Here is a 22,986-nt window from a genome sequence, read left to right as displayed (position 1 = left end):
GCAGACTTCCGCTATGGGGCCAAAAGGGGAAGTGGACCTGCATGTAATGCAGTCTTCGGCGCAATCGATCCTTCTTCTGATAAGACGCCAGTTGCCGCGGTCATTCATCCTTACGTCCGCCGCGAGCAATCGTCGCCGCCTCCTGCAACGTAACGCCATGAACCAGCGGGTCTGCGTGGCGATGGACTAACTGCCATTCAGAACCGTCCTTGCGATAGATTTCCGTAACTCGGAGCGACCAGTCTTGTTTTGGTAAGCTCCCGACTTCGGCATATTGCCGCTCGACCATGACGAGAACGACCAGCTTGTCCGATGCATAGGTTTGCACGACCTCCAAGGTCGTCTCACCGTTCTTGAAAAACTGGGATAGCTTCGCCAAACGTTCAGGACTTGCGTCGAACCCGTGGCTAGTTGGGCCGCCGAATGGTTGCATTAACGTGAAGTCACTGGCGATGCGAACAAGGGCCAGCCAACGATCCATGTCCCCGCGCATGAAGGCCGCGTTTTTCGCAGCGGCGCGCTCGATAAGGTGAGCGACGTCGTCACTGGCAGCCACACTAGCGCAAAATCGAGGGGTCAACGATGCCGCAGCGACTGTCGTGATCGCGGACCGCCGTGACAGCGTTCCTGGCCAGTTTGCATGGTGTTTGGTCATTTCAGCTCCTGTGGCTAACGTTGCGCAATCCATGGAGCTTTCAGAGACATGAATCCAGTGATATAACCTCAGCAATATGCTGAACCACATTTCCTTGTCAAAAGTCGATCTTAACTTGCTGCTGGTCTTCCACACTGTGCTGGAGGAGAGCCACGTGGCGCGAGCGGCTAGCCGCTTGAACATCACCCCTTCTGCCGTAAGTCATTCACTTGGGCGGCTACGGCATCTATTTAATGACCCCCTGTTCTTACGGACGCCGAAGGGTGTTGTGCCGACGGAGCGTGCGCTGGAACTCGGCGAGCCAGTAGCAGATATCCTTTCTCGCGTAGGGCGCGTATTTGCTTCAGCTACGCCCTTCGACGCGACTACAAGTAGCCGCCGTTTTTCCATTGGCGCTCCTGATGCGATCATGGACACGGTGATGGGACCATTTGCGGGGCGGCTCAGGAGAAAGGCACCCCGTGCCGACCTGAGCTTGATCCATCTGATGCCAGGGAGGCATGCAAGCGCTGTGGAGCACCCTTGGCGGTCAAGCCTGGAGAAGCTGGAGAAGCGCGAAATCGACTTGGCCATCCTGCCCCTGGGCACAGTGCCAACCCGCTTCCAGGCAAGAAAGCTTTACGATGAGTGTTTCGTGGTCGCAATGCGCAAGGGAAACGGATTCGCCCGCGCACCAACGATTGCTGCATTCTGCAGAGCACAGCATCTTCTTGTGTCGCTCGACGGCGATCCGCGAGGTTTTGTCGACCAACTCCTGGAGAAGCGCGGCCTCCAGCGCCGCATTGTCCTGACCGTGCCCACCTTTATGATGGCACTCACGCAAATTTCAAACTCGGACTTGATAGCAACATTGCCGCGCCGTCTCGTCGAGAGATACGCGGCTCGTTTCGCGCTGCAATTGGTTGAGCTTCCTTTGAAGCGGAAGTCCGATGCAATCATGGCCATTACGACCAAGGCAGCAATGATGGATGCGGGCATTGCGTGGTTGACGGAAGAAATCGCCGCTGAGGTTGGCTCCCTCAGCTGAGGATGTCTCTTATATTCCTTAAAGCACATTTTAGGCCTGTGGGGCCTTAGCGAACCTCAACTTCCCCGCGACCGCCGCTTCGGGGTCACTTGCGGGCATCGCCCGAGCGAGAGCTCCAGTCAGTTTTGGCCAGGAATTGCATAGCATTGCTCGGTGACGAAGCATGATGGGTTTCGCAAGTGCTCTACCCATCCTACGCGAGCTGACTGGATCTACCGCCGACCACGTCGCCACGAGGCCCCGATCAGCCAGAACACGAACCGGACAAACAGGATCGCGGCCGTGATCTGGATCCAAAGGAAACCACCGAGTTCGCGCAAGACAATTTCGGCCTGAGCGCCCCAATAACCAGGAAGCGCATCGCCGACAGCTTCAATAGCGTGCGTGCCTGTTCGCAGGGCCCATCGGACCCACTCAGGCTTGTAAAAGAGCGTCGCGCCGAGCAGAATCCAAGTCAGAAAAGCAGTGCTGACTCTGAAGGAGTGCACCTTGGCGTGGTGCTTGAACGCCGCGAACCGTCCATTATCTCCGGCTTGAGCCATGTTAGTTTCCTATTCGAAGCCTACGGTGCCGGGGAGTTCGTAGGATGGGTACAGCGAAACGAAAATCCATGGAAGATTTGCGCGGTGACGAGACATGATGGGTTTCGCTTCGCTCTACCCATGCTACGCATGTCAACTCTCGTCACCCACCTGATGCCCCGCTAACCGATCGTCTGAACGGCGCAGCCGTCGGCATAGCTCGCGATTGATGTTTTGCAGGACGATCACATAGGTGTGGATATCGGCCTTGTAGCAAGCGTAGAGCTTCTGGGCGGTCAGCTCGTAAAGCACGGTCGGACTCTCCGCGACCACCGTGGCGGATCGATTTTGCATTTCAATCAGCGTCATCTCACCGAAGAAATCGCCGGGCTCCAGAACGGAAATCGGGATGACGTTGCCCGCATTCGCCCGCTTGCTCACCGCCAGCCGGCCGGATTTGACGATGAACAGCGAGCGTCCGGGCTCGCCCTCCGTCACGACGGTTGCTCCGGTATCAAATCGGCACTCAACCAGCATCGACATCAGGAGGTCGAGACTTTGATCCGGGATACCGCCGAAGAACGGTGTGGCGAGCAGGAATGCTCTCAGGTCGGGGACACTGACGGCCATCGCGCGAGGATAATCTTGACCGCCTTCCCGGGCAAGCGGAGCCGATACCAGCGGTAACGACGCCGAACGTGTTGGAACAAGGGGGTCAGCGAAAGTTTCGGAGCTCGTAGGCTGGGCGAAGCGAAGCGTGCCCACCAACCACCATTGATAGATAGATGGTGGGCACGGCGCTTCGCGCCTTTGCCCACCCTACGCTTACGGCCGCGCAATGCTGCTATCGCGCAACGTCCGCCTTCTCCAGAGATCAACCATCACCTTGACGGTCGCCGCCAGCACAGCTGCGCAAAGCGCAGCCTTCGAGATCGTCTCCATCGTCCCCTCGATCAGCAGGCAATGGGCGACGCTGCCTGCGACGATGACGATCGCGAGGGGAATATGGACGATGCGCCACGTGCGCAACCGCAATCCCAGCCGCCGGCGCAGCAGAGCCAGGAGCGCAACAATGAAGATGGCCCACATGGCGGTCACGCCGAAGGGGGAGAACGGTGTCGGTGACGTATAAGTCAGGGCGTCGATCATGTCGGGCGGGCTGGTGATCCAGAGGCCGGCGACGTGGATCACCACCGCCAGAGCCAGCGTGCCGCCGATCCAGTGGTGGGCGCGCCGGCCGCGATAGGCCGACAGTCCCGGCAGATATCCGCCGATCAGCAGGGGCTGAGCGAGCACGAGACCGAGCGCAATGATGCCAGCGAAGCCGGCGAGGATGTAGACCGGGCCGCGCCATGTGAGCTGTTCGCTTCCCGCAGCGAGCGCGATCGGCACGCCGATGGCCAAGGCAAGGGCGATCCAGATCAGGGGCGCCCGGGCCGATCTCCGCCCCTTCATCTCCAATGCGATCAGGCCGGCTGCAGGACGAAGTGCGCCTCGAGGCTGGTTTCCTTTGCGCTCCGCATTATCGGCCGCAGGAAGACGGTTTTGAATTCACCGCTGTCATAGGCGAGGTGGCCATGCGGCTGGCCGAAGATGGGAATGATCTGCGGCATTTCGAGCCGGAACTTGCCGTCCTTGTCGGTGAGCGTGGCGCCATGACTCTGCGGCTCGTGCTCCTGGCCTTCGACCGTGTGCGCCCAGATCTGGATGCGCTGCCCGGCCAAGGGAGTCCCGTCGCCGGCGCGGCGCACGGTGCCGCTCATCCAGAAGCCACCCTTTCCGATCCGCTCCACGATCGCCGCGCCCTTGCGGTAGTTGTTCGCCCCGCCAGACATCGTCTCGGTCGGTGCGAGGCCGTCCGCGCGTGCAGGCAACAGCAGGCCGGGGACGCCGGTCGCCAAGAGCCCGGTTGCGAGGATCGAGCCGCCCGCGGCGAGGAGGCTCCGGCGATTGAGTACGACCGTGGTCATGTCGGTTCCTCCTGGCGAGCGTCCAAAGGCTCAGTGAGTGTACAAGAAAACGCGCCAGACGCACAGTTGGGCCGGGGGACGCAGCGGGTCGCGATGACGTTGTTGTGAACGGGGTGCAGGCCGCTCGCACATGCATCAGTGATCGTCTTCTTCCTTGACCAGCGTCAACAAGCGAAGCGTCAGGAACGTGAATACGGCGACCGTCACCGCGACATCAAAAGCGCCGAGCCCGACGGAGACGCCGATGGCGCCGGTCGCCCAGAGGCTCGCGGCCGTCGCGGTCCCCTGCACCGAATTCCCCTGCTTGAGAATTGCGCCACCGCCGATGAAGCCGATGCCGGTGATGAGGCCCTCGATCACCTTCGCCATTCCGTCAGGCGAATGCACGAGCAGGCTTTCGCTGGCCTGCACGAAGCCGCAGCTTGCCATTGCGACCAGTGGAAAGGTGCGCAAGCCCGCGCTTCGCGCCCGCTTCTCGCGGTCCCAGCCAATGGGAACGGCGAGTGCGAAGGCCGCAGCCAGCGCAACGACATGAACACCAATGTTGAATCTGTCCAAAGAAAGCCCCCGAAATGAAAATCGTCGCCGTTGATCAAACCGGCCGGCAACGCGGCAATGCGGCCCGCGGTTTCCATACAGGCGAATTTGCCGCATGCAGCGCAGCGATGGCCCCGTCTCCGCGCGATGGAGCCGCCGGCGCAGCACCATGATCGTTTCGGCTGGTATTCCTGCGACCGGCTCCTACATGTCGAGTCCACGTTACCACCGCACGCTCCATCCGGACCCTTCCATGATCCCCTTCTCCGTGCTCGACCTCGCGCCCATCCGCCAAGGCGGCGATGCGTCACAAGCGTTCCGCAATTCGCTCGATCTCGCGCAGCATGCGGAGGGCTGGGGATACAAGCGGTTCTGGCTGGCCGAGCATCACAACATGACGGGGATCGCGAGCGCGGCGACGTCGGTGGTGATCGGGCATATCGCGGGCGGGACGAAGACGATCCGGGTCGGGTCCGGCGGGATCATGCTGCCGAACCATTCGCCGCTCGTCATCGCCGAGCAGTTCGGCACGCTGGCTTCGCTCTATCCCGGGCGGATCGATCTCGGGCTCGGGCGGGCACCGGGCACCGACCAATTTACCGCACGCGCCCTGCGGCGCGACCTCGCGACGAGTTCGGAAAACTTTCCGCAGGACGTGCTGGAGTTGCAGGCGCTGCTCGGCGACGTGCAGCCGAACCAGGCCATCCGGGCCGTGCCGGGCATGGGGACGAAGGTGCCGCTGTGGATCCTGGGATCCAGCACCTTTGGCGCGCAGCTCGCAGGGATGCTCGGCCTGCCGTTCGCGTTCGCTTCACACTTCGCACCGCAAATGATGATGCCGGCGCTGCGGGAGTATCGGGCGCGGTTCGAACCCTCGACGCAGCTCGACAAGCCCTATGCGATGGTCGGCGTCAACGTGTTCGCCGCCGACAGCGACGCGGACGCGCAGCGCATGTTCTCCTCGCTGCAGCAGCAGTTCATCAATCTGCGCCGCGGCACGCCCGGCCCGCTGCCGCCGCCGGTCGACGACATGGACGCGCTGTGGTCGCCAGCCGAGAAGGCGATGGTCGGCCAGTCGCTGTCGTGCTCGGCGGTCGGCACGCCTGACATGGTCGAAGCGAAGCTGAAGGCGCTGATCGCCGACACCGGCGCGGACGAGCTGATGACGACGGGGCAGATCTACGACCACGCCGCACGGCTGCGCTCGTTCGAGATCGCAGCCGGGGTAAGGGACCGGTTGGCGGGGTGAGCGGGTGCGATTGTTGCGACGGTGAAGCTGCGCTCGTGGCAGGCCGTGAGCGCCCTAATCCGGAAAGCCGAACAGCTTGGCCGGATTGTGCACCAGGATCTTCTCCAGCGTCGACTGGTCGGGCGCGTAGCGGTACATCAACTCCAGCAGATCGGCGTCGTTGGGCGGCTGCTTGACCGAGACCGGGTGCGGCCAGTCGCTGGCCCAGACGCAGCGGTCGACTGCTGCCTCGATATAGGCACGCGCGATCGGGATGACGTCGTCGTAGGGCGGCCCGAGCTTCGAGGACTTCTCGCCGAGCGACAGCATCACCCAGAAATTGCCCTTGCCGAGCAGCTCCAGCATCTTGCGCAGGTTCGGATCGTTCCTGCCGGCTTCAGGATCGGGCCGTGCCATGTGGTCGATCAGCACGGGCACGTCGAGATTCTCGTATTTGGCGACGCTGGAGACGATGCCGTCCTTCTCGGGCTGGATCTTGACGTACCAGCCGAGCTCGCGGATGCGCGCAATCGCGCGGGCAAAATCGGCATCCGACAGCACAGCGCCGAGCTCCTGGCGGAAGCTGAAGCGCGCGCCGCGGACCCCAGCATCATGCAGCTTGGCAAGATACGAATCGTTCGCCTCGGCGAACACCAGCGCGTTGGCGCAGCCGCGATAGTTCGGGCCCATCGCGGCGAGACCGTCGAGCACGACGGCATGGTCGGCGCCATACGTCGTGGTCTGCACGATGATGCCGCGCTCGATGCCGAGCGTCTTGTGCACGCGCAGCGCCGCCTCCCAGGTCGCGGTCGGCATCCGATAGGCAGCACCGGGACGCTCCGGATATTTGTCGAGGGGGCCGAGCACGTGAAACTGGCTGTCGAGGGATTTGGGCGGCGGCCCCTTGACCGGGCGGCGCGGGTTCGGGTCGAACGGAAGATAGGTCGGCATGCGCAAAACTCCCTCAGTCGATTACGGCGGTGAAGTCGCACTGCACCAGCGCGCCGCCGTCCATGTTGTCCATCGGCAGCGCGTGGCGCGCCGGGCGCGAATGCTCGTCCGGAAACATCTTCAGCCACTCGACATTGACCGGGCCGCGCTGCGTACGGTCCTTCAGCCACACCGTCATCTTGATGATGTCGTCGGTGGTGCCGCCGGCAGCCTCGACCGTCGCCTTCATATGCGCGAACATGTTGGCACATTGCGCCTCCAGGCTCTCGGGCATCGCACCAGTCGCATCGCGGCCGAGAATGACGCCCGACATCACGAGATTGCCGATGCGGCAGGCGTTCGGAATCGGGTTGGCATGCTTGAAGCCGCCGATATGGATGCTCTTGCGCCGCGTGTGACCGGTCATGATGCGCTCCCTTTCATGTGTTGATTCAGACGAACTGGCACGACACCGAGCCGAACGCGCCATAATCGGCATGAAACGTGTCGCCGCGGCGAATGTCGACCGGACGCGTGAACGATCCCGCCAGCACCACCTCGCCGGCGGCCAGATGCTCGTCATGCGGCGCGAGGCGGTTGGCGAGCCAGGCAATGCCGTTGGCGGGATGGTTGAGCACGCCGGCGGCAAGCCCGGTTTCCTCGACCTCGCCGTTGCGGAACAACAGCGCGCCTATCCAGCGCATGTCCGCGTCCATCGGACGGAAAGGCCGGCCGCCAAGCACCAGCGCGGCGTTCGCCGCGTTGTCCGAGATCGTGTCCATGACCTTTCGCGCCTTGCCCGTTTCGGGATCGACGCGGTGCATGCGCGTCTCCAGGATCTCCAGCGCCGGGGTGACGTAGTCGGTGGCGTTGAGCACGTCGAAGATGGTGCAATCGGGCCCGCGCAGCGGCGCCTTCAGCACGAAGGCGAGCTCGACCTCGATTCGCGGCGCCTGGAAGCGGTCGAACGGAATCGGCGTGGCGTCGGCATAGAACATGTCGGCGAACAGCACGCCGTAATCGGGTTCGGAAATGCCGACCGCGTTCTGCATCGCTTTCGAGGTCAGGCCGATCTTGTGGCCCTTGATGACCCGGCCGCGTCCGAGCTGGAGTCTGGTCCAGGCGCGCTGAACGGCATAGGCATCCTCGATGCTGAAATCGGGATGGTCTTTCGAAAACATCGTGATCAGCGTCTTGGTGCGTTCGGCTTCGTCGAGCCGCGTGGCAAGACGTTCGATCGTGGCAGTATCCAGCATGACCTATTGCTCCGCCGCGACGGTGTTGCGCAGCACGCCGATGCGGCTGGATTCGACCTCGACGACGTCACCGACTTTGAGCCAGCGCGGCGGGTCGAAGCGGGCGCCGGCGCCGGTCGGCGTGCCCGTCACGATCATGTCGCCGGGCTTGAGGGTTGCGAAGGTCGAGAGATAGGAGATCAGGAAATCGAACGGGAACATCAGCCGCTCGGTGGTGTCCTGCTGCCGCACCTCGCCGTTGACGCGCGTGACGATGTCATGAGGCCCGCGCGGATCGAGCTCGTCCGCGGTGACGATCCACGGACCGATGCTGCCGGAGCGGTCGAAATTCTTGCCCTGCGTGACGTTGAACTTGCCGTGGCGGAGCCAGTCGCGGATCGTGCCCTCGTTGCACAGCGTCATGCCGAAGATGTGCGCCCAGGCCTTTTCGCGCGGAATGTGGCGGCCGCCCTGGCCAATCACGATGACGAGCTCGCCTTCATAGTCGAGCTGCTCGGAGACGTGAGGCTTCTCCAGCGGCTGGCCTGAGCCCGTCATCGAGGACATGCTGCGCACGAACAGACTGGGATATTTGGGCAGGTCAGAGCTGTCCTTATACTCCGCATTGCGCTCGGCGTAATTGACTCCGATGCACCAGAGCTTTTCCGGCGCCAGCACCGGCGGAAGCAGCACGAGCTCTTCCAGCGCGTAGTCCGGCTTTTGTCCGGCGACGGCTTCCTGCGCGTCGGCCAGCGCGTTGGCTGCGATCAGCGCCCTGACATCGGAGAAGTCGCGGCCGATCCGCCGGGTCAGATCAACGACGCCGCCTTCCATGACGGCACCGTAGCGCGGCTCTCCGTCCACGAGATAGCTTAGGAGTCGCATGGTCGTTCTCCAATGGTCTTGGGGCGCGCGCGGGGGCGGCGCGCTCAGTCTTTCGATTTGGGAGTCTGGAACACGCCGTGCAGCGTCACGATCTCGCCGAGCCGGGCGTAGCGCGGCCCGCCGATGCGCGCGATCGGATCGAGCGCGACGGTTTCGACCTTGCCGTCGTTCACGAGGCCGTCGCGGAGGTGGAACATCACGACTTCGCCCACGATGAGACGGCTGCGGGCGTCGCCGAATTCGAGGCACTGCCGAAAGCGGCACTCCATCGCAACGGGTGCAACGCTGAGCCGCGGCACCTTGATGCGCTCGCTCGGGAGCGTCTCAAGGCCGAGCTCCGCGACCTCGCTGATCTCGGGCGGATGCTCGACCGATGAGTCGTGCACCGCCTGCATCAGCGGGGTATCGGCGATGTGGATCACGTATTCCTCGGTATCGAGGATGTTATGCGCGGTGTCCTTGTAGTCCGCGCCCTTGCGGCCGACGCTGATCGCGAGCATCGGCGGCTTCTGCGAGACGAAGGTGAAGGCGCTGAACGGCGCGAGGTTGAGCACGCCTGCGCGCGACAGGCTCGTCACCCAGGCGATCGGACGCGGCACCACGATGCCGGTCATCAGCCGGTAGATGCGCTCGGCGCCGAGCTCGCTGGGGTCGATCCGCATCGATCAATCCGCCTTGATGTTGGCCTTGCGCACGATCGGAATCCATTTGGCGTCCTCGCGCGCGAGATAGGCCTTGAATTCGTCGGGCGTCATCGCGACGGCTTCACCGCCGAGCTTCTCGAACTTGTCGACCACGGCGGGGTCCTTCAGGATCGCGGTCAGTGCCTCGTGCAGCTTGTCGATCACGGGCGCCGGCGTGCCTGCCGGTGCGAACAGGCCGGTGAAGGTCTGGCCGTCAAAATCCTTGTAACCAAGCTCGGCGAAGGTCGGCACGTCGGGCAGCGACTTCAGGCGGTGCGGGCTGGTGACGGCCAGCGCCCGGAACAGACCGGCCTTGATGTGCTGCAGGCTGACCGTGAGCTGGTCGAACGCGAACTGCACCTGCCCGCCCAAGAGATCGTTGACGGCAGGCGCATTGCCGCGATAATGCGCGGTGACCCATTGCAGGTCGAGGCTGGACTGCATCAGCTCGCTGAGCAGATGATTGGTGGTGCCGGGGCCGGGCGAGGCCATCGTCAGCTTGCCCGGCTCGCGCTTGGCGAGGTCGATGAATTCCTTGAAGGTGGTCGCCTGCACCGACGGATGCACCTCGAGCACCAACGACGTCATCGAGATCGTCGTGATCGGCAGGAAGTCCTTCTTCCAATTGTAGGCGTCGCGCTTGTTGATTTCGGTCGCGAACAGCACCGGGCCGTTGGCGCCGACGAACAGCGTGTAGCCGTCGGGCGCGGATTTCGCGAACGCCTCGCCCGCGATCATGCCGCCGGCGCCCGCCTTGTTCTCGATGATGAAGGGCTGGCCGAGCTTTTCCTGGAGCTTGTCCGCGATGATGCGCGCGGCGCTATCGACATTGCCGCCGGCCGGATAGGGCACGATCAGCTTGACGTTGCGCGCCGGCCATTGCTGGCCCGACGCCGGTCCCGTCAACATCGCCGCTGCGGCAGCTAGGGCAATCCAGATTAATCGCATGTTAACCTCCCGGCGGCGCTTCCAATTTTACGTCGATTTGCCTGACGTCGTACACGGCATGTCGATTCGGAGCGCAATCTCCAGATGGGCGCTTTACCTGTCGAGTGAATTGTGGCGTTCTCGTCCATATTATGGACAAGACGACTTCCGCGAAATCCACCCGCCGCATCACGGGACCGCGACAGGGCGCGCAGGCGATCCGGCGCGCGCTCGCGGTGCTGCGCATCCTTGCCGCAGGCCGCGAAGACGGCGTGCTGCTGGCCGAGGTGGTGCGGGCGACCGGCCTCACCCGCCCGACCGTGCACCGCATCGTCCACGTGCTGATCGAGGAAGGCATCGTCGAACGGCATGACCGGACCGGCCGCTACGCGATCGGCAACCAGGTGCCGGAGCTCGCGCTCGCACGGCCTCGGCCGTCGCGGCTGCTGATCGCGGCAAATCCGTCGCTGCAACGCGCCTCGGCCGAGATCGGCGACACGCTGTTCCTGACGGTGCGGACCGGCAACGACACGCTGTGCGTTGATCGCCGGATTGGCGTCTATCCGATCCAGGTGCTGTCGATCGAGGTCGGCGCGCGCCGACCGCTCGGCGTCTCCAGCGCAGGCGTCGCCATCCTCGCCGCGATGCCGGCGCAGGACGCGCGAAAAATCGTCGCAGCCAACGAGAAGAGACTGGAGGCCTACCGGACCGATGTTGCGACGGTGCTGGGCCAGGTCACCGCCGCAAGACGGCTGGGATACGGCATGAGGGAAATTGGTCTCGTGCAGGGTACGAAGTCGATCTCGACCTGGATCGAGACCCCGGACGGCCGTCCCGCTGCCGCGATGACCGTCTCCGCCGTTCGCACCAGGCTCGGCCCACGACGCGAACAGGAGGTCGCGGAGATCCTGCTGCGGGAGGCGCGGATCATCGAGCAGGCGATCCGGGGTTAGACAACGCTGTCAATGGGCTGACGCAGCGCGCCATTTTATGGCACAAGAGCCGCCTCCGCCGACCGAGCAACGAGGCCCCGCATGCCCGCGCCAAAACCGCCTGCCTTCGAGACCCTGAGCCTGCATGCGGGCCAGCATCCGGATCCCGCGACCGGCGCCCGCGCGGTGCCGATCTACCAGACCACGTCCTACGTGTTCCAGGATTCCGATCACGCCGCCGCGCTGTTCAATCTCGAACGCGCCGGCCACATCTATACGCGCATCTCCAATCCGACCACCGGCGTGCTGGAAGAACGGCTTGCGGCGCTGGAAGGCGGCGTCGGCGCGATCTGCACCGCGAGCGGCATGGCGGCGCTGCATCTGGCCATCGCCACGCTTCTGAACGCCGGCGACCATATCGTGGCATCGAGCTCGCTCTATGGCGGCACCATCAATTTGCTGGCGCACACGCTGCCGCGCTTCGGCATCACCACAACGTTCGTCAAGCCGCGCGATCTCGACGCGTTCCGCGCGGCGATCAAGCCGAACACGAAGCTGATGATCGGCGAGACCATCGGCAATCCCGGGCTCGAGGTGCTGGACATTCCGAAAGTCGCTTCGATCGCGCATGACGCGAAGATTCCGCTGCTGATCGACAACACCTTTGCCACGCCCTATCTCAGCCGTCCGATCGAGCTCGGCGCCGACATCGTCATGCATTCGGCGACCAAATGGATCGGCGGCCACGGCATCGCGATCGGCGGCGCCATCGTCGACGGCGGTCGTTTTGACTGGCGCTCATCCGGAAAATTCGGCGTGCTGACCGAGCCCTATGGCGGCTATCACGGCATCGTCTTCGACGAGCAGTTCGGCACCGCCGCCTTCATCATGCGCGCGCGTACCGAAGGCCTGCGCGATTTCGGCGCTTGTCTATCCCCGACCAACGCGTTCCAGCTGTTGCAGGGCGTCGAGACGCTCGGGGTGCGCATGGACCGCCATATGCAAAACACCCAGCTCGTGCTGGAAGCACTGAAGTCCAACAAGGCCGTGGATTGGGTGCTGCATCCCTCGCTGGAAGATCATGCGGACTACCAGCTCGCAAAACAATTGCTGCCGCGCGGCGCCGGCTCGATCGTCTCCTTCGGCATCAAGGGCGGGCGGCCCGCCGGCCGCAAGTTCATCGAATCGCTGCGCATGATCAGCCATCTCGCCAATGTCGGCGACGCCAAGACGCTGGTGATCCACCCCGCCTCGACCACACACCAGCAGATGGACGCCGAGCAGCTCAAGGCCTCCGGCATCGGCGAGGAGCTGGTGCGACTCTCGGTCGGCATCGAGACCGCAAGCGACATCGTCGACGATCTCACCCAAGCGCTGCGCATCTCGCAAAAGGTCTGACACCATGAAGCTCTCCGTCAACGGCGCCGAGGTGCTGGTCGCAACCGGCGGCCGCGACTTCGACAGATCCCTGCCCGCGGTCGCCTTCCTCCACGGCGCCGGCTTCGATCATTCGACCTGGGCGCTGCACACGCGCTGGTTCGCCCATCATGGCTTTGGCGTGCTGGCGCCGGATCTGCCCGGCCACGGCCGCTCGCCCGGACCTTCGCTCGGCAGCATCGCCGAGATGGCCGACTGGACGGCGGCCCTGCTCAATGCGGCCGGAGTGACGAAAGCGCATCTGATCGGCCATTCCATGGGCTCGCTGATCTCGCTGGAGACGGCCGCACGTCACCCCGACAAGGTTTCCGCGCTCAGCCTGATCGGCACGGCCGCGACCATGACGGTCGGCCCGGATCTGCTGAAGGCGGCCGAAGCCAATTCGCAGGATGCAAACGACATGGTCTCGATCTGGGGCCTCGGCTTCAACGCCGAGCTCGGTGGCAGCCTCGCACCGGGCCTGTGGATGCATGGCGGGGCGCAGGCCGTATTGAAACACTGCGAGCCGGGCGTGCTGTTCCGGGATTTGTCGGCCTGCAATGCTTACGCGAATGCGCTGCAAGCAGCCGCAAGCGTGAAGGTGCCCACGACGCTCATCCTCGGCGAACGGGACATGATGACGCCGGTGAAGGCCGGCAAGGCACTTGCCGCCGCGATCCCGCATGCGAAGACCGTCGTGGTGCCCGGCGCGGGCCACATGATCATGGCCGAACGCCCGGATGAGTTGTTGGCTGCGCTCCGGAACTGACAGGATCAATCATCCATCTTGCGCGTTGCGGTCAGATATCCCTGTGAAGATCGAGGGAACAGGACCCATGCCAAGACAGGAAGTCATTCGCAAAGCCAGGCAAGACAAGCGTGCCGGTAAATCGGCAAGCACGCAGGCCGGCGAATTCGTCAAGGACCAGATCGACAAGATCCGCAAGGGCAAGCATGGCGCCCGCTCGACGAAGCAGGCCATTGCCATCGGTCTCTCCGAAGCGCGCCGCGCCGGCATCGATCTGCCGCCACCGCGCAAGGAAAGCGTCAAGAAATCGACGCGACGCAGCGCCAAATATGCCTACGAGGTCGGTCAGGGCAAGCGCACCCCGAAGCGCCGGCCGCGCGTGTCGCAAGCAGTCGAAAAGGTTTTGAAGAAGGAGCCGCGCTCGACCGCCTCGCGCAGTGCACTGTCGAAGCAGGGCAAACGTGCCGCGAGCCGGCGAACGGCCGCGTCGCGTTCAGCCGCCGCGCGCAAGGCGAGCCGCACCAAGGGCGCCAAGGCCCGCTCCAGCGCCGCAAAGAAGGCGGCACGCACCAGGGCGCGCCGCCGGAGCTGATCAGTTCGCGCGCCGGCCCCGCTCGGAGAATACCGCACGGGCGGCGCGCTCCGCCTCGCGCGCCGAGCGGAACTGGCGGCCTTCGAGGCTGTCGAACAGACGCTCGGAGGAGAAGAAGCGGAAGCCGCGCGTATCCCTCGTGACGATGCCGGCGGCGCGGTCGTGGATCTCGATGACGTAGGCATTCGATTGAGTTCGGGACATGACTGCTCGTCCGCCGGGTCTCGGCGTTCCTGTCTTTGGATTTTCTTCTTGGGATTTGCTGGGTGAGGTGCTGCTAGGAGGCGGCGGTCAGCAACAACAACATGCGCCGGTGGCCGCCGAGAAACAGCGGCGCGTCATGCACGCATGCATGTCATTGTTACTGCGCGGGTGATCGGTTCTCATATCGCGGCTTCGGCTCGAAGGAGCAGTGTCGATGCGTCGAATATCGAGCGTTTAGCGCGAACGGTCAATGAAATGTCTATCCATAATTGCGATGAGCGCGCAGGGGCGCGTCTCCGGGTGCGAGCGCCGACAAACGAATTCATCTCGCGATGAGTTCTTCCTTCTCCCCTTGCGGGAGAAGGTGGCGCGAAGCGCCGGATGAGGGGTTTGCCTCCGCGAATCCTCAAGAGAGTCGCACGCGGAGAGAGACCTCACCCGTCTCGCCGCTACGCGGCGAGCCACCCTCTCCCGCAAGGGGAGAGGGGAAGAACGAACTCACCACATCGTCGCGGCCGCACGCTCCGGCCAGGCGCGATCATACTCCGCGCCGCCGACCTTGTTCTCGCTCATCTCGGCGAGGATCTGGCCGGGCGTCGGCAGCGTCTTGGGGTCGATGCGCTTGTCGGGATTCCAGAGATCGGAGCGGACGATGGCGCGGGCGCACTGGAAGTAAATTTCGTCGACCGTCATCACCATGACGCTGCGCGGCGCCTTGCCGTCGACCTTGAACGAGGCCAGCAATTCGGAATCGATGGACAGATGCGCCCGGCCATTGGCCCGAACCGCATTTCCGGAGCCGGGGATCAGGAACATCAGCGATACCCTGGGATCGCGCACGATGTTGCGCAAGGAATCGACCCGGTTGTTGCCGCGGCGATCCGGCAGCATCAGCGTCTTCGGGTCATGAATGCGGACGAAGCCGGAGAGATCGCCGCGCGGCGAGCAGTCGATCCCCTCGGGTCCGATGGTAGCGAGCGCGGCGAACGGCGCCTTTTCGATGAAGACGCGATAGAGCGGGGTGACGTGGTCGGCGACTTTCACGATCGATGCGTCGTTGGTGACGCCGTAGATGGCCTCCAGCTGCTCGACCGTTTCGATCACCGACATTCCAGTCTCCTTGTTGTGCGGGCTATTCGTGCCAGCCCTGGTTCCTGATCACGCGCAGAAGCTGGCGGCCGTGATACTCAGCGCTGCCGGCGTTGAGGATGGTGACGTCGGCCTGAGTCGATGCGTCGTCGACGCTGCGCGTCAGCCGTTCCGCGATATTGCCGTCGCTGTGCCGGGCGCGAGCGGCAAGCCGCTGCGCCAGCACATCCGGAGGCGCCGTGATCGCGACCACCACGACGTTTGCATAGGTCTGGCGCAGCACGCCGATCACCGTGCGCGAAACATTGGCCACGACGGCGCGTCCGGCACGAATATCGTCGTTGAGGTCGAGCGGCAGCGCGTAACAATGCCCATGCGCCTCCCAATGCACGGCGAATTCGCCATGCTCGCGCGCGCGACGGAATTCGTCAGGGCTCACCGCAATATTGTCTTCGTCGGCCGAGGATTCCCGCGTCACGACACGGCGCGGGAAGACGATGTCGTGATCCTCGATGCAGGCTGCCCGCGCCAGCCGCAGCAGCGTGTCCTTGCCGGCACCGCTGGGACCGACCACGAGCACGAGCCGCCCGGGCCCGATCGCACCCGTTGTCTTTCCCGCCACGGTGACGGCCTCGCTCATGCGACACGGCTTCCTTCGCGCCAGACGCTGCGGACCGCGGGGACGCGGCCCGCGACATGCACGCGGATCAGATCGGCACGCTTGCCGATCGCGATCTCGCCGCGGTCGGACAGGCCGACTGCCTCCGCGGGCGCCTTCGTCACGGTGCGGATCGCCGCCGGAAGAGTGATGGCGGGCACGTGCTCGGGCAAGTGCAGCGCGGCCATCAGAAGGCTCGAGGGGATGTAGTCCGACGACAGGATGTCGAGCAGGCCCTCGCGGGCGAGATCGACCGCGGCGATATTGCCGGAATGCGAGCCGCCGCGCACGACGTTCGGCGCGCCCATCAGGATGTCGATGCCGGCCTCGTGCAGGCCGCGCGCGGCCTCCAGCGTGGTCGGAAATTCCGCCACCGAAACGCCATCGCGCACGGCGTCCACGACGTTCTCCTCAGTGGTGTCGTCATGGCTCGCCAGCGGGATCTTGTACTTGTGGGCCAGCGCCACGATCTCGCGCATGTTGGTCGCGGCATAGGCCTTCTGATATTCGAAGCGCTTCGCGAACAGCTCGTCGAGCTCGGCGTCGGTCTTGCCGCCGCCCTTACCGCGATAATAGTCGCGCAGCTTGCCTTCGTCCCGGAACTGGCGCTGGCCGGGGGTGTGGTCCATCAGCGACATCAGCCGCACGTCGGGACGGTCGATCAGCTCCCTGGCCTCCTCGACCACGCTCGGCATCGGGATTTCGCAGCGCAGATGCAGGAAGTGATCGGCGCGGAGCAGGTCAGCATCGCGAGCGGTCGTGATTGCGGCGGCAAGCGTGCCGGCGCGGCCGTCGACTTCCTCGGCGCCATCCTCGCGCCAGACCCGGAGCGAGTCGAACACCGTCGTGATGCCTGATGTCGCGAGCTGGCCGTCATAGGAGACGACGGCGGCGACTGGATTCCAGAACACTTTTGGTCGCGGCACGTAATGCGCCTCGAGGTGATCGGTGTGGAGCTCGATCAAGCCGGGCATGATCAGATCGCCGCCGGCATCCTCTGCCCCCGCGGGCGCCCTGCCCTCGCCGATCTCGGCAATGCGTCCATCGGCGAGGGCAAGCCAGCCCTGCTCGATCACCCGTTCCGCCAGCACGATCCTGGCGTTGGCGATCACGATGTCCTTCTTGGCGTTCATGTCCATTTCCTTCAGGCCGCGGCGGCGAAGCTGGTGACGTCGACGGTGCGGTCGGCAATCTGATGACGGATTTCGTCGTCATGGACAATGGCGACCATGGCGACGCCCTGGCGCTTCTTTTCGGCTACCAGCCCGACCACGACGGCGCGGTTGGCGGCGTCGAGCGACGCGGTCGGCTCGTCGAGCAGCAGGATCGGCAGATCCGAGATGAAGCCGCGCGCGATGTTGACGCGCTGCTGCTCGCCGCCGGAAAAGGTCGCGGGCGGAAGCTGCCAGAGCCGCTCGGGGATGTTGAGGCGATGCAACAGTTCGCCAGCACGGGCTTGCGCCTCCGCGCGCGCCAGGCCGTTGACGATCAGCGGCTCGGCGACCACGTCGAGGGTCGCGACGCGCGGCACCGCGCGCAAGAACTGGCTGACATAGCCAATGGTCGCGCGGCGGATGTTGAGAACCTGCCGCGGCTCGGCGGTGGCGAGATCGACCAGCGCGCCGCGATGGTGGATGCCGATCCGGCCGGAATCGCAACGATAATTGCCGAAGATCATCTTCAGGATCGACGATTTTCCGGCGCCTGATGGCCCCGACAGCACGACGCATTCGCCGGGATTGACGTGAAAGGTCACGCCGCGCACCACGGGCAGCTCGATGCCACCTTGCAGGTGCATCGTGAAGGTCTTGTTGGCGTCGGCGATGTCGATCATGGCGGTCATTGGAGAACTCTTCTTGCAAGGCTCATTACGTTGGAAGGCTCATGGCGGCAGGATCGAGGAGACGAGCAGCTGGGTATAGGGCTCGCGGGGGTCGTCGAGCACCTGATCGGTGAGGCCGGTCTCGATGACTCGGCCGCCCTTCATGACCATGACCCGATGCGACAGCAGGCGCGCGACCGCGAGATCATGGGTGACGATGATGACCGCGAGATGCAGCTCCGCGACCAGGCTGCGCACGAGGTCGAGCAGACGGGCTTGCACGGAAACATCGAGGCCGCCGGTCGGCTCGTCCATGAACACCAGCCGCGGCTCGGTGACGAGGTTGCGGGCGATCTGGAGCCGCTGGCGCATGCCGCCGGAATAGGTCCGCGGCGCATCGTCGATGCGCGCGATGTCGATCTCGACGCGAGTCAGCCAGTCCGACGCGGTATCGCGGATGCGGCCGTAGTGATTCCACCCCACCGCCATCAGCCGCTCGCCGACATTGGCGCCGGCCGAGACGGTCATGCGCAGCCCCTGCGCGGGATCCTGATGAACGAAGCCCCAATCGGTACGAAACAGGAAGCGCCGCTCGGCCTCGCCCAGCGTGGTGAGATCGCGGGTGACGCCATCGCGCATCCGGTAGGACACCTCACCGCCGCTGGCCGCGAGCTGACCCGACAGCAGCTGCAGCAGCGTCGATTTGCCCGAGCCGGATTCGCCGACGATCGCCAGCACCTCGCCGGGGTAGAGCGCAAAGGACACGTCGCGGCACGCCGCGATCCGGCCATAGGACTTACTGAGGGATTTTGCGACCAGCAGCGGCTCGTCGTTCTCGAGCATGTCTTGATCAGCCATTCGATGCCTCCTGCGCCTTGTCCTTGTACGGCGCGGCGCTGAGGCTGCCGTGATGGCCGGCGGCCTGACGTCCCTCGCAATAATCGGTGTCGGAGCAGACGAACATGCGCCCGCCCTTGTCGTCGGTCACGATCTCGTCGAGGTAGGAATTTTCAGCGGCGCACAACGCGCACGGCGCGTTGAAGCGGTACGGCTCGAAGGGATGGTCCTCGAAGTCGAGCGACACAACTTGCGTATAGGGCGGGATCGCATAGATGCGCTTCTCGCGGCCGGCGCCGAACAGTTGCAGCGCCGGGCAATTGTCCATCTTGGGATTGTCGAATTTGGGCGTCGGCGACGGGTCCATCACGTAGCGCGCATTGATCTTCACCGGATAGGCGTAAGCCGTCGCGATGTGGCCGAAGCGGGCGATGTCCTCGTAGAGCTTCACATGCATCAGGCCGTATTCGGCGAGCGCGTGCATGCGCCGCGTCTCCGTCTCGCGCGCCTCGAGGAAGCGCAGCGGCTCCGGGATCGGCACCTGGTAGACCAGCACCTGATTTGCGTGTAGCGACGTCTCCGGAATGCGGTGGCGGGTCTGGATCACGGTCGCATCGATCGTCGCCGTCGTCGTGGCGACGCCGGCGGTCTTGGCAAAGAACTTCCTGATCGAGATCGCATTGGTGGTGTCGTCGGAGCCCTGGTCGATCACCTTCAGCACGTCCTCGGGCCCGAGGATCGCGGCCGTCACCTGCACGCCGCCGGTGCCCCAGCCATAGGGCATCGGCATTTCACGGCTGGCGAACGGCACCTGATAGCCGGGGATCGCGATCGCCTTGAGGATCGCGCGGCGGATCATCCGCTTGGTCTGTTCGTCGAGATAAGCGAAATTGTAGGCGGGCGCGTTCATTCCGCGGCCTCCTTCATGGCATCGGGCGCATTGGCCTCAGTGAATTCCTTCCGCAGCTTGCGCAACAGGCCGAGCTCAGACTGGAAGTCGACATAATGCGGTAGCTTCAGATGCTCGACGAAGCCGGTAGCCTGGACGTTGTCCGAATGCGACATCACGAATTCTTCGTCTTGCGCGGGGGCGAGTGCCTCTTCGCCGAGCTCGCGCGCACGCAACGCGCGGTCGACCAGCGCCATCGACATCGTCTTGCGCTCGCTCTGGCCGAAGGCGAGGCCATAGCCGCGGGTGAAGCACGGCGCCTCCGTCGCGGAGCCCTTGAACTGATTGACCATCTGACACTCGGTGAGCTCGATCGAGCCGAGCGGCACGGCGAAGCCGACGTCTTCCGCGGAGAATTCAACCTCGACCTCACCGAAGCGAATCTCGCCGGCGAAGGGATGGTTGCGGCCGTAGCCGCGCTGGGTGGAATAGCCCATCGCCAGCAGAAAACCTTCGTCGCCACGCGCGAGATTTTGCAGGCGCAGGTCACGATCGGCGGGAAAATTGAGCGGCTCGCGAGTGAGATCGCCGACGCTGGCGCCGTCCTCAGCCTGAGGCGAGGATTCGATCAGCCCGTCGCGGCCGAGGATGTCGGTCACCCGCGGGGTTGGCGCAGACGATGCTTCGGCCGTCGCCGGTGTCTCCGGCACAAAGCCCTCGGCGAGCGAGGGATCGAGCAGGCGGTGGGTATAGTCGAAGGTCGGGCCGAGGATCTGGCCGCCGGGAATGTCCTTGAAGGTCGAGGACACCCGCCGCCGTATCCGCATCGCGCCGGTCTCGACCGGCTCGCTGGCGCCGAAGCGGGGCAGCGTCGCGCGGAAGGCGCGGACCAGGAAGATCGCCTCGATCAGATCGCCGCGCGCCTGCTTGATGGCGAGCGCCGCGAGCTCGCGGTCATAGAGCGAGCCTTCGCTCATGACGCGGTCCACGGCGAGACCAAGCTGCTCGGAGATCTGGTCGAGCGAGATTTCCGGAACGCTTTGGTCGCCACGCCGCGCACTGGCGAGCAGGCGATGGGCGTTCTCGATGGCGCGTTCGCCGCCTTTGACTGCGACATACATGCTTAGCTTCCCCTGCTCACGATACGCGTGGTGCGCGGGATCGCAACCATGGCGTCATCGGCGACCAGCACCACATCGATACCGCGCGGAAACAGCGCCTCGTTAATACGAAGTCGCTCGAACACGTCGAACGGCTTGATCGACGCCTGGAGCGTGGCGACGCCGTCGATGCCGGGCCCGCGCAGCTCGAAGCTGCGTCCCGAATCGAGACTCTCGACCTGCAGGATCAACGTGGTCGACCGATCCGGATATTCGCTGGTGCCGAGCGCGAAGCGCTCCAGCGAAGGCAGCGCCCCGCCGTCGCTGATCAGCGCGAAGCTGGCGATGGAAGAATCCTGCACCACCGGCGCACCAGTATGGAATTTCAGCCATTTCACGACGTCGGAAGTCTCATGCATGCGCGCATCGAGCCAGAGCGGCGTGTCGTGATCGAACAGCGTCAGCGCGATCGCGGCCGTCCCGCGCATCATCACACGAGGCGCTCCTGATGTCGGCACGATGCGCTGCACCGATCCCGGCCGCGCCATCGCGTCCATGACCGAGCGAAAGGTCGATTGCGCCGACAAGACCTTATCGGCGAACCCCGGCGGCAGTTCCGCAATCGTGGTCATGATCTCACCCCTCACCGCGCACCATGGTGTAGAAATCAACCTTCGTCGCGGCGGTCTGGGCCGCCACCTGCTTGCGCCTGACCATCAGCTGCTCACGCAACGGCGCGATAATGTCCCGCTCCACCGCGGCGCCGAAATCGCTGGACTGCACCAGGGCATCGCACAGCGCGATCAGCCGCGCCTTCTCGCCGTCGCGGCCGAGCGTGTAGCCGAAACCGACCTCGCCGCTCGCAAGCCGCACCGCGGCGCGCGACACCGTGGCTTCACCGAGGTTGAACGGCGCACCATCGCCGCCGACCCGGCCGCGCAGCATGACGAGGCCGTTTTCCGGCGCGCGCAGATCCTGATGCGCCGGCAAAGCGAGAGCGTGGAGGCGAGCGGCGATCTCGCCCGCCTCCGCGTGCGCCAGCACGGACATTGCGGCCTTGCGCTGGGCTTGCTGATTATTGTGCTGGGTCACCGCATCCACCGACTTCTCTGCAGAACTTGCCGAATCCAAGTTGTCTATGATACTAGACAACTTGATACGGGAGCGCCATGACTGTTTCGTGACAAAGGCGTGATTTCTGGAGTAGCTTCCCGGCCACATGAGCATGCAGGACACAGCCTCCTCCGGCGTCGCGTTGTGGCGCCTCGTTGCCGACGGCATCGAGCGCGGCATCGCCGACGGCCGCTTTGCGGCGGGCGACAAGCTGCCGGGCGAGGTGGAGATCGCCGAAACCTATCGCGTCAACCGCCACACCGTGCGACGCGCGCTGGCCGCGCTTGCCGAGCGCGGCATCGTGCGGGCAGAACGCGGCAGCGGAACCTATGTCGAGGCGCAGAAGCTCGCTTATCCACTGCGCTCGCGGACCCGTTTCTCCGAGATCGTCGGCGCGGACGGCCGCGAACCGCATGGCCGGCTGATCGAGGCGTCCGCTGACGTTGCGACCCGCGAACTCGCGCGGGAGCTTGGCCTCAAGACCGGCGCACCGCTGGTCCGGATCGAGGCGATGCGCCTCGCCGACCGCACGCCGATCTGTGTCTCCACGACGTGGCTATCGGCACAGCTATTCCCCGCTGCGGGCGACGTCTTTGCCGCGACCCGCTCGATGACGAAATTGCTCGAGCATTACGGCGTCCGGGACTATCGCCGCGGCGCGACCCGGATCACCGCCGGTATCGTCGACGCAACCGACGCCGCACGGCTCGATCTGGCGCTGGGACGGCCGATCCTGGTGGTCGACGCCACCGATCACGATCTCGACGGCAAGCCGCTGGTCACCAAGCATTCGCGCTTTGCGGCGGAGCGGGTGGAATTTCTGGTGGAGAACGGGTGAACTGGCTGCCCTCTGCCCCTCTCCCCTTGCGGGAGAGGGTGGCTCGCCGCGCTAGCGGCGAGACGGGTGAGGGGTTGCCTCCGCGCACTGATCTGAATTGAGGATGCAGACCCCTCATCCGGCGCTTCGCGCCACCTTCTCCCACAAGGG

At 64.6% G+C, this 22,986-nt stretch carries 30 protein-coding genes; 8 read left to right on the top strand and 22 right to left on the bottom strand.

Going from position 1 to position 22,986, the window contains the following annotated elements; translation table 11 throughout:
• Positions 1-100 precede the first annotated feature (100 nt).
• Complete coding sequence (locus tag IVB42_RS21490; RefSeq protein WP_026232462.1) at positions 101-655, bottom strand: DUF4440 domain-containing protein; 555 nt, start codon at positions 653-655, stop codon at positions 101-103.
• A gap of 76 nt (positions 656-731) precedes the next feature.
• Between IVB42_RS21490 and IVB42_RS21485 the strand changes: the two genes are divergently transcribed.
• Positions 732-1,682, top strand: coding sequence for a LysR family transcriptional regulator (locus tag IVB42_RS21485; RefSeq protein ID WP_018453102.1), 951 nt, complete (start codon positions 732-734; stop codon positions 1,680-1,682).
• Positions 1,683-1,894: 212 nt separating this feature from the next.
• On the opposite strand, the gene IVB42_RS21480 is transcribed toward IVB42_RS21485, so the two are convergent.
• The 5 genes from IVB42_RS21480 to IVB42_RS21460 form a co-directional block, all read right to left on the bottom strand.
• Positions 1,895-2,224 carry a hypothetical protein gene (locus tag IVB42_RS21480; protein ID WP_085361134.1) on the bottom strand — a complete coding sequence of 110 codons (330 nt, stop codon included), beginning with the start codon at positions 2,222-2,224 and terminating at the stop codon, positions 1,895-1,897.
• A gap of 132 nt (positions 2,225-2,356) precedes the next feature.
• Positions 2,357-2,833: a cyclic nucleotide-binding domain-containing protein gene (locus IVB42_RS21475; protein WP_018453100.1), complete on the bottom strand. Its 477-nt coding sequence runs from the start codon at positions 2,831-2,833 to the stop codon at positions 2,357-2,359.
• Between the two features lie 195 nt (positions 2,834-3,028).
• The gene (locus tag IVB42_RS21470; RefSeq protein ID WP_026232461.1) at positions 3,029-3,658 is read right to left on the bottom strand and encodes a ferric reductase-like transmembrane domain-containing protein; all 630 of its coding nucleotides are present in this window, start codon (positions 3,656-3,658) and stop codon (positions 3,029-3,031) included.
• An 11-nt stretch (positions 3,659-3,669) separates the two neighbouring features.
• Complete coding sequence (locus IVB42_RS21465) at positions 3,670-4,173, bottom strand: twin-arginine translocation pathway signal (RefSeq protein WP_018453098.1); 504 nt, start codon at positions 4,171-4,173, stop codon at positions 3,670-3,672.
• 135 nt (positions 4,174-4,308) lie between these two features.
• Positions 4,309-4,731 carry an MgtC/SapB family protein gene (locus tag IVB42_RS21460; protein WP_018453097.1) on the bottom strand — a complete coding sequence of 141 codons (423 nt, stop codon included), beginning with the start codon at positions 4,729-4,731 and terminating at the stop codon, positions 4,309-4,311.
• A gap of 232 nt (positions 4,732-4,963) precedes the next feature.
• Here IVB42_RS21460 and IVB42_RS21455 point away from each other — a divergent pair, with 232 nt between their 5' ends.
• Positions 4,964-5,959 (top strand): LLM class flavin-dependent oxidoreductase, encoded by a 996-nt coding sequence (locus IVB42_RS21455; RefSeq protein WP_026232460.1) that lies wholly within the window; start codon positions 4,964-4,966, stop codon positions 5,957-5,959.
• A 54-nt stretch (positions 5,960-6,013) separates the two neighbouring features.
• On the opposite strand, the gene IVB42_RS21450 is transcribed toward IVB42_RS21455, so the two are convergent.
• From IVB42_RS21450 to IVB42_RS21425, 6 genes are read right to left on the bottom strand one after another with little or no spacing between them, the layout of a single operon-like run.
• Positions 6,014-6,889 carry an amidohydrolase family protein gene (locus tag IVB42_RS21450; protein ID WP_018453095.1) on the bottom strand — a complete coding sequence of 292 codons (876 nt, stop codon included), beginning with the start codon at positions 6,887-6,889 and terminating at the stop codon, positions 6,014-6,016.
• A 13-nt stretch (positions 6,890-6,902) separates the two neighbouring features.
• On the bottom strand, positions 6,903-7,295 hold the full coding sequence (locus IVB42_RS21445; RefSeq protein ID WP_018453094.1) for a RidA family protein: 393 nt from the start codon (positions 7,293-7,295) through the stop codon (positions 6,903-6,905).
• A gap of 25 nt (positions 7,296-7,320) precedes the next feature.
• Complete coding sequence (gene hpaH, locus IVB42_RS21440; protein WP_018453093.1) at positions 7,321-8,124, bottom strand: 2-oxo-hept-4-ene-1,7-dioate hydratase; 804 nt, start codon at positions 8,122-8,124, stop codon at positions 7,321-7,323.
• 3 nt (positions 8,125-8,127) lie between these two features.
• Positions 8,128-8,988 carry a fumarylacetoacetate hydrolase family protein gene (locus tag IVB42_RS21435; protein ID WP_018453092.1) on the bottom strand — a complete coding sequence of 287 codons (861 nt, stop codon included), beginning with the start codon at positions 8,986-8,988 and terminating at the stop codon, positions 8,128-8,130.
• A 44-nt stretch (positions 8,989-9,032) separates the two neighbouring features.
• Entirely contained in the window at positions 9,033-9,650 is a 618-nt protein-coding gene (locus IVB42_RS21430; protein WP_018453091.1) for a flavin reductase family protein, read from the bottom strand.
• Between the two features lie 3 nt (positions 9,651-9,653).
• A complete protein-coding gene (locus tag IVB42_RS21425) occupies positions 9,654-10,619 on the bottom strand; it encodes a tripartite tricarboxylate transporter substrate binding protein (protein ID WP_026232459.1) in 966 nt (321 codons plus the stop codon).
• 131 nt (positions 10,620-10,750) lie between these two features.
• Between IVB42_RS21425 and IVB42_RS21420 the strand changes: the two genes are divergently transcribed.
• The 4 genes from IVB42_RS21420 (at position 10,751) to IVB42_RS21405 (ending at position 14,286) form a co-directional block, all read left to right on the top strand.
• Entirely contained in the window at positions 10,751-11,551 is an 801-nt protein-coding gene (locus IVB42_RS21420) for an IclR family transcriptional regulator (protein WP_247337567.1), read from the top strand.
• A gap of 81 nt (positions 11,552-11,632) precedes the next feature.
• A complete protein-coding gene (locus tag IVB42_RS21415) occupies positions 11,633-12,928 on the top strand; it encodes an O-acetylhomoserine aminocarboxypropyltransferase (RefSeq protein ID WP_018453089.1) in 1,296 nt (431 codons plus the stop codon).
• Between the two features lie 4 nt (positions 12,929-12,932).
• Complete coding sequence (locus tag IVB42_RS21410) at positions 12,933-13,715, top strand: alpha/beta hydrolase (protein ID WP_018453088.1); 783 nt, start codon at positions 12,933-12,935, stop codon at positions 13,713-13,715.
• A 67-nt stretch (positions 13,716-13,782) separates the two neighbouring features.
• Positions 13,783-14,286: a DUF6496 domain-containing protein gene (locus IVB42_RS21405; protein ID WP_018453087.1), complete on the top strand. Its 504-nt coding sequence runs from the start codon at positions 13,783-13,785 to the stop codon at positions 14,284-14,286.
• On the opposite strand, the gene IVB42_RS21400 is transcribed toward IVB42_RS21405, so the two are convergent.
• Positions 14,287-14,490 (bottom strand): hypothetical protein, encoded by a 204-nt coding sequence (locus IVB42_RS21400; RefSeq protein WP_018453086.1) that lies wholly within the window; start codon positions 14,488-14,490, stop codon positions 14,287-14,289. It abuts the gene before it with no gap.
• Between IVB42_RS21400 and IVB42_RS21395 the strand changes: the two genes are divergently transcribed.
• Entirely contained in the window at positions 14,489-14,662 is a 174-nt protein-coding gene (locus IVB42_RS21395) for a hypothetical protein (protein WP_247369095.1), read from the top strand. The two genes, IVB42_RS21400 and IVB42_RS21395, sit on opposite strands and share 2 nt — an antisense overlap.
• A gap of 326 nt (positions 14,663-14,988) precedes the next feature.
• On the opposite strand, the gene IVB42_RS21390 is transcribed toward IVB42_RS21395, so the two are convergent.
• Genes IVB42_RS21390 through phnG form a run of 9 tightly spaced genes read right to left on the bottom strand, consistent with a single transcriptional unit; the run spans position 14,989 to position 21,986 of the window.
• Entirely contained in the window at positions 14,989-15,600 is a 612-nt protein-coding gene (locus tag IVB42_RS21390; protein ID WP_247299239.1) for a pyridoxamine 5'-phosphate oxidase family protein, read from the bottom strand.
• Positions 15,601-15,622: 22 nt separating this feature from the next.
• Positions 15,623-16,219, bottom strand: coding sequence for a phosphonate metabolism protein/1,5-bisphosphokinase (PRPP-forming) PhnN (gene phnN / locus IVB42_RS21385; RefSeq protein ID WP_018453085.1), 597 nt, complete (start codon positions 16,217-16,219; stop codon positions 15,623-15,625).
• Positions 16,216-17,370, bottom strand: a complete 1,155-nt coding sequence (locus tag IVB42_RS21380; protein WP_247299237.1) for an alpha-D-ribose 1-methylphosphonate 5-triphosphate diphosphatase — start codon at positions 17,368-17,370, stop codon at positions 16,216-16,218. The genes phnN and IVB42_RS21380 overlap by 4 nt, the downstream gene beginning before the upstream one ends.
• Positions 17,371-17,381: 11 nt before the next feature.
• On the bottom strand, positions 17,382-18,080 hold the full coding sequence (gene phnL / locus IVB42_RS21375; protein WP_018453083.1) for a phosphonate C-P lyase system protein PhnL: 699 nt from the start codon (positions 18,078-18,080) through the stop codon (positions 17,382-17,384).
• Positions 18,081-18,119: 39 nt separating this feature from the next.
• A complete protein-coding gene (phnK, locus tag IVB42_RS21370; protein ID WP_018453082.1) occupies positions 18,120-18,917 on the bottom strand; it encodes a phosphonate C-P lyase system protein PhnK in 798 nt (265 codons plus the stop codon).
• Positions 18,910-19,806 (bottom strand): alpha-D-ribose 1-methylphosphonate 5-phosphate C-P-lyase PhnJ, encoded by an 897-nt coding sequence (locus tag IVB42_RS21365; RefSeq protein WP_018453081.1) that lies wholly within the window; start codon positions 19,804-19,806, stop codon positions 18,910-18,912. Before IVB42_RS21365 ends, phnK begins: the two co-directional genes overlap by 8 nt.
• Positions 19,803-20,906, bottom strand: a complete 1,104-nt coding sequence (locus IVB42_RS21360; protein WP_018453080.1) for a carbon-phosphorus lyase complex subunit PhnI — start codon at positions 20,904-20,906, stop codon at positions 19,803-19,805. The genes IVB42_RS21365 and IVB42_RS21360 overlap by 4 nt, the downstream gene beginning before the upstream one ends.
• A 2-nt stretch (positions 20,907-20,908) precedes the next feature.
• Positions 20,909-21,517 carry a phosphonate C-P lyase system protein PhnH gene (gene phnH / locus IVB42_RS21355; protein ID WP_018453079.1) on the bottom strand — a complete coding sequence of 203 codons (609 nt, stop codon included), beginning with the start codon at positions 21,515-21,517 and terminating at the stop codon, positions 20,909-20,911.
• A 4-nt stretch (positions 21,518-21,521) separates the two neighbouring features.
• Positions 21,522-21,986 (bottom strand): phosphonate C-P lyase system protein PhnG, encoded by a 465-nt coding sequence (phnG, locus tag IVB42_RS21350; protein WP_018453078.1) that lies wholly within the window; start codon positions 21,984-21,986, stop codon positions 21,522-21,524.
• Between the two features lie 118 nt (positions 21,987-22,104).
• Between phnG and phnF the strand changes: the two genes are divergently transcribed.
• Positions 22,105-22,836: a phosphonate metabolism transcriptional regulator PhnF gene (gene phnF, locus IVB42_RS21345; RefSeq protein WP_018453077.1), complete on the top strand. Its 732-nt coding sequence runs from the start codon at positions 22,105-22,107 to the stop codon at positions 22,834-22,836.
• Positions 22,837-22,986: the final 150 nt, after the last annotated feature.

It is taken from the genome of Bradyrhizobium sp. 45, assembly GCF_023073155.1.
GTDB classification, from domain to species: domain Bacteria; phylum Pseudomonadota; class Alphaproteobacteria; order Rhizobiales; family Xanthobacteraceae; genus Bradyrhizobium; species Bradyrhizobium canariense_D.
This window is presented reverse-complemented; position numbering and strand designations above follow the sequence as displayed.

Bases quoted from the DNA above. Each gene is read 5' to 3' on its own strand.
- IVB42_RS21470 (WP_026232461.1), bottom strand. From the start codon at position 3,658: ATGAAGGGGCGGAGATCGGCCCGGGCGCCCCTGATCTGGATCGCCCTT.
- IVB42_RS21430 (WP_018453091.1), bottom strand. From the start codon at position 9,650: ATGCGGATCGACCCCAGCGAGCTCGGCGCCGAGCGCATCTACCGGCTG.
- IVB42_RS21365 (WP_018453081.1), bottom strand. From the start codon at position 19,806: ATGAACGCGCCCGCCTACAATTTCGCTTATCTCGACGAACAGACCAAG.
- IVB42_RS21420 (WP_247337567.1), top strand. From the start codon at position 10,751: ATGGACAAGACGACTTCCGCGAAATCCACCCGCCGCATCACGGGACCG.
- IVB42_RS21415 (WP_018453089.1), top strand. From the start codon at position 11,633: ATGCCCGCGCCAAAACCGCCTGCCTTCGAGACCCTGAGCCTGCATGCG.
- IVB42_RS21400 (WP_018453086.1), bottom strand. From the start codon at position 14,490: ATGTCCCGAACTCAATCGAATGCCTACGTCATCGAGATCCACGACCGC.
- IVB42_RS21425 (WP_026232459.1), bottom strand. From the start codon at position 10,619: ATGCGATTAATCTGGATTGCCCTAGCTGCCGCAGCGGCGATGTTGACG.
- IVB42_RS21360 (WP_018453080.1), bottom strand. From the start codon at position 20,906: ATGTATGTCGCAGTCAAAGGCGGCGAACGCGCCATCGAGAACGCCCAT.
- IVB42_RS21395 (WP_247369095.1), top strand. From the start codon at position 14,489: ATGACTGCTCGTCCGCCGGGTCTCGGCGTTCCTGTCTTTGGATTTTCT.
- phnF (WP_018453077.1), top strand. From the start codon at position 22,105: ATGAGCATGCAGGACACAGCCTCCTCCGGCGTCGCGTTGTGGCGCCTC.
- IVB42_RS21485 (WP_018453102.1), top strand. From the start codon at position 732: ATGCTGAACCACATTTCCTTGTCAAAAGTCGATCTTAACTTGCTGCTG.
- IVB42_RS21390 (WP_247299239.1), bottom strand. From the start codon at position 15,600: ATGTCGGTGATCGAAACGGTCGAGCAGCTGGAGGCCATCTACGGCGTC.
- phnN (WP_018453085.1), bottom strand. From the start codon at position 16,219: ATGAGCGAGGCCGTCACCGTGGCGGGAAAGACAACGGGTGCGATCGGG.
- IVB42_RS21490 (WP_026232462.1), bottom strand. From the start codon at position 655: ATGACCAAACACCATGCAAACTGGCCAGGAACGCTGTCACGGCGGTCC.
- phnH (WP_018453079.1), bottom strand. From the start codon at position 21,517: ATGACCACGATTGCGGAACTGCCGCCGGGGTTCGCCGATAAGGTCTTG.
- IVB42_RS21480 (WP_085361134.1), bottom strand. From the start codon at position 2,224: ATGGCTCAAGCCGGAGATAATGGACGGTTCGCGGCGTTCAAGCACCAC.
- IVB42_RS21455 (WP_026232460.1), top strand. From the start codon at position 4,964: ATGATCCCCTTCTCCGTGCTCGACCTCGCGCCCATCCGCCAAGGCGGC.
- IVB42_RS21435 (WP_018453092.1), bottom strand. From the start codon at position 8,988: ATGCGACTCCTAAGCTATCTCGTGGACGGAGAGCCGCGCTACGGTGCC.
- IVB42_RS21450 (WP_018453095.1), bottom strand. From the start codon at position 6,889: ATGCCGACCTATCTTCCGTTCGACCCGAACCCGCGCCGCCCGGTCAAG.
- IVB42_RS21475 (WP_018453100.1), bottom strand. From the start codon at position 2,833: ATGGCCGTCAGTGTCCCCGACCTGAGAGCATTCCTGCTCGCCACACCG.
- IVB42_RS21445 (WP_018453094.1), bottom strand. From the start codon at position 7,295: ATGACCGGTCACACGCGGCGCAAGAGCATCCATATCGGCGGCTTCAAG.
- phnL (WP_018453083.1), bottom strand. From the start codon at position 18,080: ATGACCGCCATGATCGACATCGCCGACGCCAACAAGACCTTCACGATG.
- IVB42_RS21465 (WP_018453098.1), bottom strand. From the start codon at position 4,173: ATGACCACGGTCGTACTCAATCGCCGGAGCCTCCTCGCCGCGGGCGGC.
- hpaH (WP_018453093.1), bottom strand. From the start codon at position 8,124: ATGCTGGATACTGCCACGATCGAACGTCTTGCCACGCGGCTCGACGAA.
- phnK (WP_018453082.1), bottom strand. From the start codon at position 18,917: ATGGCTGATCAAGACATGCTCGAGAACGACGAGCCGCTGCTGGTCGCA.
- IVB42_RS21410 (WP_018453088.1), top strand. From the start codon at position 12,933: ATGAAGCTCTCCGTCAACGGCGCCGAGGTGCTGGTCGCAACCGGCGGC.
- IVB42_RS21405 (WP_018453087.1), top strand. From the start codon at position 13,783: ATGCCAAGACAGGAAGTCATTCGCAAAGCCAGGCAAGACAAGCGTGCC.
- IVB42_RS21380 (WP_247299237.1), bottom strand. From the start codon at position 17,370: ATGAACGCCAAGAAGGACATCGTGATCGCCAACGCCAGGATCGTGCTG.